The following is an 8,111-nucleotide window of genomic DNA, read 5'->3' as shown; positions in this document are numbered from 1 at the left end:
AAAAAAATAAATCTTTTCCTTATTCGTCAATCCTCTCCCTAAAAGGGAGAGGTAATTATCAATTATCAATTATCAATTATCAATTAATGAACCTAGCTATTTGTAGCAAACATTTATCAGATTGATATAAGCTTTCAACACATCAAGAGGATGAATTAAAATTATGACAATATCTTTGTATATCAGTACACTTGAAGCAGATAGTGGTAAAGCTTTACTCGCATTAGGAATTATAGAACAAGCCTTGCTAAAAACTACTAAAGTAGGTTTTTTTAGACCTCTAATTAAGGGAACATCAACAGGTGATAAAGACAAAGATATTGAATTAATGATTACTCACTTTAATTTGAAACAAAACTATGAGGATTCTTATGGTTTATTAGAAAGCGAAGTAATGCAACTGATTAATCAACATAAACATGAGAAAGTTTTAGAAAAAATCATTACCAAATACAAAGCCTTAGAAGCAAATTGTGATTTTATTCTCTGCGAATGTTCTGATTATTTAGGTCAAAGTTTGGCTTTAGAATTCGATCTTAATCTGGAAATTGTACATAATTTAGGTTGTCCGATTATTCTCTTGACTAATGGTTACCAAAAAAACATCGAAGAAATAACCAGTACAATTCAAATTGCTCTAGATGCTTATCAAGAGAAAAATTGTCAAATTATGGGAATTGTCGTTAATAAAGTTGTCTCTGAACAAATTAATGAACTTAACCAAGTATTAGCATCTGAATATGACCAATTCAACTATTTATTGTCTGTAATTCCTTACACTCCGAAACTGGAAAATCCACGAGTTAGGGAAGTAGCAGCACAACTTCAAGCATCCCTTATTGATGGAGAAAAGAAATTAGATAATCTCGTCTCTGACTATTTAATAACAGCAATGCAAGTTTCTAACGCCTTAAATTGGTTGGAGGACGGTCAATTAATTATTACTCCTGGCGATCGTGGCGACATAATATTGGCGATGTTACAAGCAGAGCATTCAGCTAATTATCCATCTCTAGCAGGAATTTTACTATCGGGTGGTTTTCCTCCTGAACCATCAATTATGAAACTCATTGATGGTTTAGCTCATCCCCTACCTATTCTCTCAGTAGAAACTGATACTTATACTACTGCTACTCAAGCAAAAGAGATAAAGGGTTCCATTGTTGCAGGAGATATCGAAAAAATTCGTTTGAGTCTAGAATTGTTTGCCGAGTATGTTGATGGAAGTAAGCTAGAAAAAAGGTTGGGTGAGATTAAGTCTCATGGCATTACTCCCAAAATGTTTATTTATAATTTGCATCAACAAGCAAAATCTCTAAAAAAGCACATTGTTTTACCAGAAGGAGGGGAACCTCGTATCCTACAAGCAGTGTCTTTTCTCCTCAGTCAAGGAATGGTTGATTTAACTCTCTTAGGTACTCCCAAAGATATTGAAGGTTCCATCAGAAAACATGGCATTAACTTAGATGTTAATACTCTCAACATTATTACACCAAACAAACACCCAAAATTCCTTGAATATGCAGAAACTTTCTATGAACTTAGAAAACATAAAGGAATGACTCTGGATGCCGCAAAAGATTATATGAGAGATGTATCTTACTTTGGCACAATGATGGTTGAATGTGGGGATGCAGATGGCATGGTTTCTGGTGCAGTACATACAACTCAACATACGATTAGGCCAGCACTACAGATAATTAAAACTAAACCTGGTTTTTCTCTGGTTTCTTCCGTCTTTTTTATGTGTCTGGAAAGTCACATTTTAGTTTATGGAGACTGTGCGGTTAATCCCGATCCCAACCCTGAACAATTATCTGAAATAGCTCTAGCTTCAGCGGAAACTGCCTCTATATTTGGCATTGAACCAAAAGTCGCTCTGTTATCCTATTCTTCAGGTTCTTCTGGTAAAGGGGAAGAAGTGGAAAAAGTTCGCCAAGCAACAGCGATCGCCCAACAACGCCAACCAGAGTTAGAATTAGAAGGTCCGATACAATATGATGCAGCAGTAGATCCTGCTGTGGCAGCTCAGAAATTGCCTGGTTCTAAAGTTGCTGGACAAGCAACAGTGTTTGTTTTTCCTGATTTGAATACGGGGAATAATACTTATAAGGCAGTGCAAAGAGAGACAGGAGCAATAGCGATCGGACCTATATTGCAAGGTTTGAAGAAGCCAGTAAACGATCTTAGTCGCGGTTGTAAAGTTGAGGATATTATTAATACTGTGGCAATTACAGCTATTCAAGCACAAAACATTTGCATTCTCAGATTAAAAGATGAAGAAGGAGTGAGGAGTCCTGATTAAAATATGTGGGAATGGTAGGGGCGAGTTCGATTTTACAGTGCTTTTCAGTTGAGTAGACCACAAAACTGTTGTAGGAGTAAGGAGGTAGGGACGTTGCATGCAACGTCCGTACGGAGTAATGAGTAAGGAGTCAGTATGATTGTGGTTTATTCATATGAAAATCGCTGTAAATTAATGGGCGTTAGTGAACCGAGCTATGAAATCTCAAGAGCTGTTATAAGAAACCGGGTTTGTTGCAGAAAAATTTCACTATTTATCGGCATCTAACACAAACCCGGTTTCTAGAATGCCAGAAAAATCATAGCCCAAATCACCCAAACCAATTAATGATATTACCAATTATTTAGATGAACCAGCCCTAATGACAACGGCATCACCTATCAATAGGATGAAACCGCAAATGTGCGGGGGCGGGTTTTGAAGAATGCATGGCAAAATTAATGCTGTTGGCTAAACCTTCCCCCACCTCAAATGATTCGCACTGATAACTGATAACTGATAACTGATAACTGAAATAACTCCTTCTTCTTCTACTTTTTATGTAATTGCTTCAGAGAAAGTTCCATATTCCCGGTAAGTTCTTGAGCCGCTTGCTTTGTAGAATTACCAAGATAATCTTTAACTTTTAAAGGATCGCCAATATTAACCTGTACACCACAGCGCCAGGGTGGAGGTGCAGGATGATCGTATAAAATACTAATAGGAATAATTTTAAGATTCGGTTCAGCACCACTAGATATTACCTGTAGTGCGATACGAGAAACTCCTGGTTGAATAAAATGAATTTCATTATCTTCAGGATATATTTTTCCTTCGGGAAATAGTACCAATATTTCCCCCTCTTTCAGAAGTTTAACACTATGACGAATACTAGATATTCCTGGATTATCGCGATCGACGGGAAAACCACCCAAGCGACGAATAAACCAACCTTGAAAACCTTCTGTTTGTTCTTGAGAAACCATATATCGCAGGTAACGGTTACTAACTAAACCTATCATATAAGCCATAATTAGAGGGTCCCACCGAGAACGATGAGTCGGCGCGAGGATAATTGCTTCTTTATTAGTAGGAAGTTTCTCTCGACCCCTGACTTTTATGTTGAAATAAAAAGGTAATAGAACCTTACATACAAAAAAGTAAGTTAAGGGAGTTAGCCAAGGTGAGAACCCAGGGATAATTTCTGGAGATGCTGGATAGTTTTGAGGTTTATTATTTTCCATAGCAGGGAATAGGAAATAGGAAATAGGAAATAGGAAATAGGAAATAGGAAATAGGAAATAGGAAATAGGAAATAGGAAATAGGAAATAGGGAATAGGAGATAAAAACTGAGTATTAGACTTTACCGAAAAATCAAGGTTTAAAGCCTCTCACTCGCCGTGGAGGAACAAGAAAAAATTTTCCTTTTATTCAATCGTCTTCCTTTTAGGGGGAGGTAATTATCAATTATCCATTATTGAACTCACTATCCATCTTCAAATAGATCCATAACGTTCTTCTGCCCAAGGTTCACCACGTTTGTGATAACCATTACGTTCCCAGAAACCTAATTCTTCATTGTCTAGAAATTCTAGCCCATTAATCCATTTTGCACTTTTCCAAGCATAGAGATGAGGAACTACTAACCTCATCGGACCACCATGATCGGCAGATAATGGTTCACCAGATAGAGTGTGAGCAAAGAAATTTTCTTCTCTCAGGAAGTCAGCTACAGAAATATTAGTGGTATAGCCCCCATAACAATGTTCCATAATATGGACAGCTTTCGGATCTATTTCTAGGTGACTCATAAAGTCTGTAACTTTTACCCCTGTCCACTGAACATCAAGTTTTGACCAACGAGTAACACAATGAAAATCTGCTGTGAAGTGATTTTGTGGCATGGCCATTAAGTCTGACCAATTAAAGGTGACAGGTTTAACTAAACCCCATACTTTTAATTCCCATTTGTCGGTACTAATATTAGGGGTCTCACCATAAGTTAGTACGGGGAAACCTTTAGCCAAGTGTTGACCTGGAGGAACGCGATCGCTTTGTTCTGGTTCTGGTTTGCGGAAAAATTTACCTAACATAATTAACAGCTTTGAGGAATTTCGTTGGAATAACTTGGATTAACTANGGTTTAACTAAACCCCATACTTTTAATTCCCATTTGTCGGTACTAATATTAGGGGTCTCACCATAAGTTAGTACGGGGAAACCTTTAGCCAAGTGTTGACCTGGAGGAACGCGATCGCTTTGTTCTGGTTCTGGTTTGCGGAAAAATTTACCTAACATAATTAACAGCTTTGAGGAATTTCGTTGGAATAACTTGGATTAACTATTTCGATTTCTTTAAATACTTAAGATACCAGAATTTTTTCTGGAATTATTAGTTTACTGATGAATATATCTGATATAGAAATTTTTAGTTCTGAGTTAGGTAAAAACTGCTAGGTTTTAGGGAACAGCTAATACTAGGCGTGTTAACGAAGTTAAAAGTCAGAAGTTGTTTTTGTCACGGGGGTGCGTGAGCAGCTCTCTAAAAATATTTTGCTAATCAAGGCGGGGTTAGTGACAAGTTATTTTGATAAATTTTAGGTGGTATGTAGTAAGTAAATCTTCATGTTGCCTGCATCAGAAATTAAGTTTCCAACCATCCGAACGGGTTATTTTTTAACAATTAATAATTTCCCTCGCCAGAGCATTAATAATTTATAACAGACTATCTCACTATAGCAGGAAAAACTTAACTGGTAACAGGCAACAGTTGGAAAAACATTTCCGCTGTCTAAGATTCATCATCAGTCTATGTCCTAACTAATTTTTTCTTAGTTATAGCTATAGGTTATTCAATTGTTAATTATTAATTATTAATTATTAGCTATATATTCGGTCAAATGGGAAATTATTTTTTCATTAAATGTTCCCGAAAATTAAGATTAAACTTGGCAATTCCTCAGCTAAAACTCAGTTTTCTCATTTGTCTATTAGTTATANCCGAAAAATATAATTCCCTTAATCCTTTTTTTTCTAGCTGTCTTTGTCAGTTTGAATACTGATGTCAAAACGTTAGATGGCATTCCTAGAATAGTGGCTCCTTGTATAGGAGTCATTGGATTAGTGTGGTTTTTTAATGAGATTCCTTGGTTATTTCAGCTTGGGTGTATATTAATTTTACTTTCTCTCAATAGAACTTACTTACCAAATAACTTAGAGTCTTGAGAAGTAAGCATTTCCTGCGGAATGCTGCGCAAACAGCTATTAGCGGTCAGCTCTTCCTTTTGAATTAATGATGTAGCTTGATAGACTTATTAAGGTTAACTAATTGACTTTTACCCATACTTTTAATTCTTTGAAACCTCTTAACTGCTTTTTCTTCTTTTAAAGGTAATGAAGTTAATAGCTGACTGCTGAATGCTTACCTTGAGAAATCAAAAATTTTAATTGTCTGGTAAGATTAAAAATATTTTGATAAAGCTTTGTTAGGGTAGAGACATTCCAGTGGAATGTCCTCATAAATTTGAGTATCTTCAAACTTTAATGCCCTAACTGCAAAATTTGCAACAGTCAAATAACAATAATAGTTTTTACCAATTTTGATTTTGTGAATCTCTAGATTCATCTTTAATTGGCAACCAATCTTGTCCTAACTGAATAGTAACATCTGACCTTAAATATCCCGTACTTTCCACAAAAATTTCTCCAAAACCAAGAGATTTTTGAACTGCTTCTGCTGCTTCAATATCTCCTTTCTGAGCAATAATTCGAGTTACCTCTAAAGGTTTACTCCAGGGTTTAGCAACTTTAATATTCCAATAACCAGAATCATTGAGAGACCTAACTAATTCATCAACAGTTTCCCAATTATCAGTGCTGTCTTGAATTGCTACTCTAATATAGTTGGAGTTTACATCTTCTACTTCCCAGCGATCATAACCAAAGTCAAAGTGTTTAGCAATCATATTATCTAGAGTTGTCAGATCGGGCAACCAGTAACTAGCCTTATATTTTTCAGGGTCGCTAAACTCACCAGGCACCATCAACATCTGTACATCAGGTCGGTTAATCTTAGCAGCAAAATTCATCAAGGCCACTAATTCCTCTACACTCAAATTTGTATCAATATGAGACTGAATTACTGAAAGAATTTTTGGCAGTCGAGATAGAGTTTTGACATTAACCGACTGTTCCATAAAAGCTCGCATTAGAAGTTGCTGCCGTTGGACTCGCCCAATGTCCCCTAAATTATCATAGCGAAATCTCATAAATTGTAGAGCCTGGTCCCCATTGAGATGTTGTTCGCCCGCTTTAAGATTAATATACAGGTGTTGACTATCATCCTGATATTTCATGTCTTTCGGTACATGAACTTTAACACCACCCAGAGCATCTATCAATTTTTCTACACCTTGTACATTAACCCGAATATAACGGTCTATTCCTACTCCACCCAAAAGTTCACTAACAGCTTTTGCACTTTTGGCTGGTCCACCATAATAGTTAGCAGCATTAATCTTGGTTAACCCTCGCTCCTCTACATAAGTTCGAGTATCCCTGGGAATAGAAAGTAAAGTTAACTTCTGATTTTTAGGGTCAAACCTAACCAGGAGCATTGTATCAGATAATCCTTTAAAAGAATTAACCAAAGCATGATACCCTAAGTCTTCATCCTGGGGATATTCTTCTAAATCTGATGTTAATACCTTAATTCCTAGTAACAATATATTGACAGGCCGAGTTAACTCTGGCAATCTCATACTGCTTTTGGCCAAATCTTGTTGAGAAAATACTGCTGCTTCTTCTGGAGATAGCCTTTGTTGCATTAGTGGAGTGCTAGAAAGAGATACTGCTAAAAGAGCGCCTGCCGTAGCAGATATCATTGCCACTCCAGCTAAACCTAAACCTAAACCAAACCAACGTCTGGGAGTAAATTGGGAAGGTTGTTTTTGGTTATTTTCTATTTTTGAATCTTTACTAGCGGTTGAATTTAAAAATTTATTAGCGGGCACTGGTTTCCTCACACACTAAATATTAAAATAAAGTTTTTTGTCAGAGAAATTTTGCTGAAAATTTCAGTTTTGAACAGTTTAATATAATCTTTAACAATCATAAATGTTTACCTACCACTTTTTCTGCTATCTGGCTAATTCCTGGTAGCCATAAGGGTTGTCTTTTCCATATCCGAACCATTAGTCCGAAACTAATTATGAAGTAGCTAGTAGTTAGTAGGCTATTTATTAATAACAAGGTAATAGTACCAGATTCCCCTATTTCGGTTCCTAATTGCAAGAAAATATTTCCTAATAACCAAATCAAGGTTAAGGTAACAATTAATCGGCTTACTGCTCTATGTTGTAGACTACCTTTTTGACGAAACAAAATCCACATTGCGGGAAAGAAACCTAATATTGGAGTTACTAACAGAAATAGTTCTTGACGGTTGATTTGAGGATTTTCTAGTTGCTCGTTATTTTTCATCTTTAGTTATTTTAGAGTAGGCATTCAGCTTTCAGCTTTTGAGATACATCTATAATTTACTGCCACAAATTATATGAGTTAATAACTCATATGTGTGGTTAAAAATTTAGTAGAATAAAAAAAATGCTGTCTTCATTCATTAAAAAGCTAGGAGCTGACTGCTGACTGCTAATAGATAAATGCTTACATTTTATATTATCGCCAAAAGTAAATTTTTTGCCAGTATTTACATAATTAAAATTTTCGGCGGAGTTTTAGTACCTCCACCAGTGGTACTACCCTCACTTGGGTTCCCTCTTCTATCCTTATTCGCCACTTTATCAGGTTTTTTAACTCCAGCTTTTT

General features: G+C 36.0%; 6 protein-coding genes. 2 read left to right on the top strand and 4 right to left on the bottom strand.

What is annotated here, in order from left to right:
* The first annotated feature begins 163 nt into the window (after nucleotides 1-163).
* Nucleotides 164-2,305, top strand: coding sequence for a phosphate acetyltransferase (gene pta, locus AFK68_RS20480; protein WP_094674622.1), 2,142 nt, complete (start codon nucleotides 164-166; stop codon nucleotides 2,303-2,305).
* A 530-nt stretch (nucleotides 2,306-2,835) separates the two neighbouring features.
* On the opposite strand, the gene AFK68_RS20475 is transcribed toward pta, so the two are convergent.
* Together AFK68_RS20475 and AFK68_RS20470 are read right to left on the bottom strand one after the other, a co-directional pair.
* Nucleotides 2,836-3,528 (bottom strand): 1-acyl-sn-glycerol-3-phosphate acyltransferase, encoded by a 693-nt coding sequence (locus AFK68_RS20475; RefSeq protein WP_094674620.1) that lies wholly within the window; start codon nucleotides 3,526-3,528, stop codon nucleotides 2,836-2,838.
* A gap of 253 nt (nucleotides 3,529-3,781) precedes the next feature.
* Nucleotides 3,782-4,378: a sulfite oxidase-like oxidoreductase gene (locus tag AFK68_RS20470; RefSeq protein ID WP_094674618.1), complete on the bottom strand. Its 597-nt coding sequence runs from the start codon at nucleotides 4,376-4,378 to the stop codon at nucleotides 3,782-3,784.
* A 907-nt stretch (nucleotides 4,379-5,285) separates the two neighbouring features.
* Between AFK68_RS20470 and AFK68_RS39365 the strand changes: the two genes are divergently transcribed.
* Nucleotides 5,286-5,510 (top strand): hypothetical protein (locus AFK68_RS39365; protein ID WP_210407529.1); only part of this gene is annotated, 225 nt, incomplete at its 5' end.
* A gap of 365 nt (nucleotides 5,511-5,875) precedes the next feature.
* Here AFK68_RS39365 and AFK68_RS20460 read toward each other — a convergent pair.
* Nucleotides 5,876-7,297: an LCP family protein gene (locus AFK68_RS20460; RefSeq protein ID WP_371357477.1), complete on the bottom strand. Its 1,422-nt coding sequence runs from the start codon at nucleotides 7,295-7,297 to the stop codon at nucleotides 5,876-5,878.
* 97 nt (nucleotides 7,298-7,394) lie between these two features.
* Entirely contained in the window at nucleotides 7,395-7,766 is a 372-nt protein-coding gene (locus AFK68_RS20455) for a hypothetical protein (RefSeq protein WP_094674616.1), read from the bottom strand.
* Nucleotides 7,767-8,111: the final 345 nt, after the last annotated feature.

This window comes from Hydrocoleum sp. CS-953 (genome assembly GCF_002260545.1).
GTDB lineage: Bacteria > Cyanobacteriota > Cyanobacteriia > Cyanobacteriales > Microcoleaceae > Trichodesmium.
The sequence above is the reverse complement of the archived record's forward strand: the minus strand, read 5'-3'. Positions and strand labels throughout refer to the sequence as shown.

Bases quoted from the DNA above. Each gene is read 5' to 3' on its own strand.
- pta (WP_094674622.1), top strand. From the start codon at position 164: ATGACAATATCTTTGTATATCAGTACACTTGAAGCAGATAGTGGTAAA.
- AFK68_RS20475 (WP_094674620.1), bottom strand. From the start codon at position 3,528: ATGGAAAATAATAAACCTCAAAACTATCCAGCATCTCCAGAAATTATC.
- AFK68_RS20470 (WP_094674618.1), bottom strand. From the start codon at position 4,378: ATGTTAGGTAAATTTTTCCGCAAACCAGAACCAGAACAAAGCGATCGC.
- AFK68_RS20455 (WP_094674616.1), bottom strand. From the start codon at position 7,766: ATGAAAAATAACGAGCAACTAGAAAATCCTCAAATCAACCGTCAAGAA.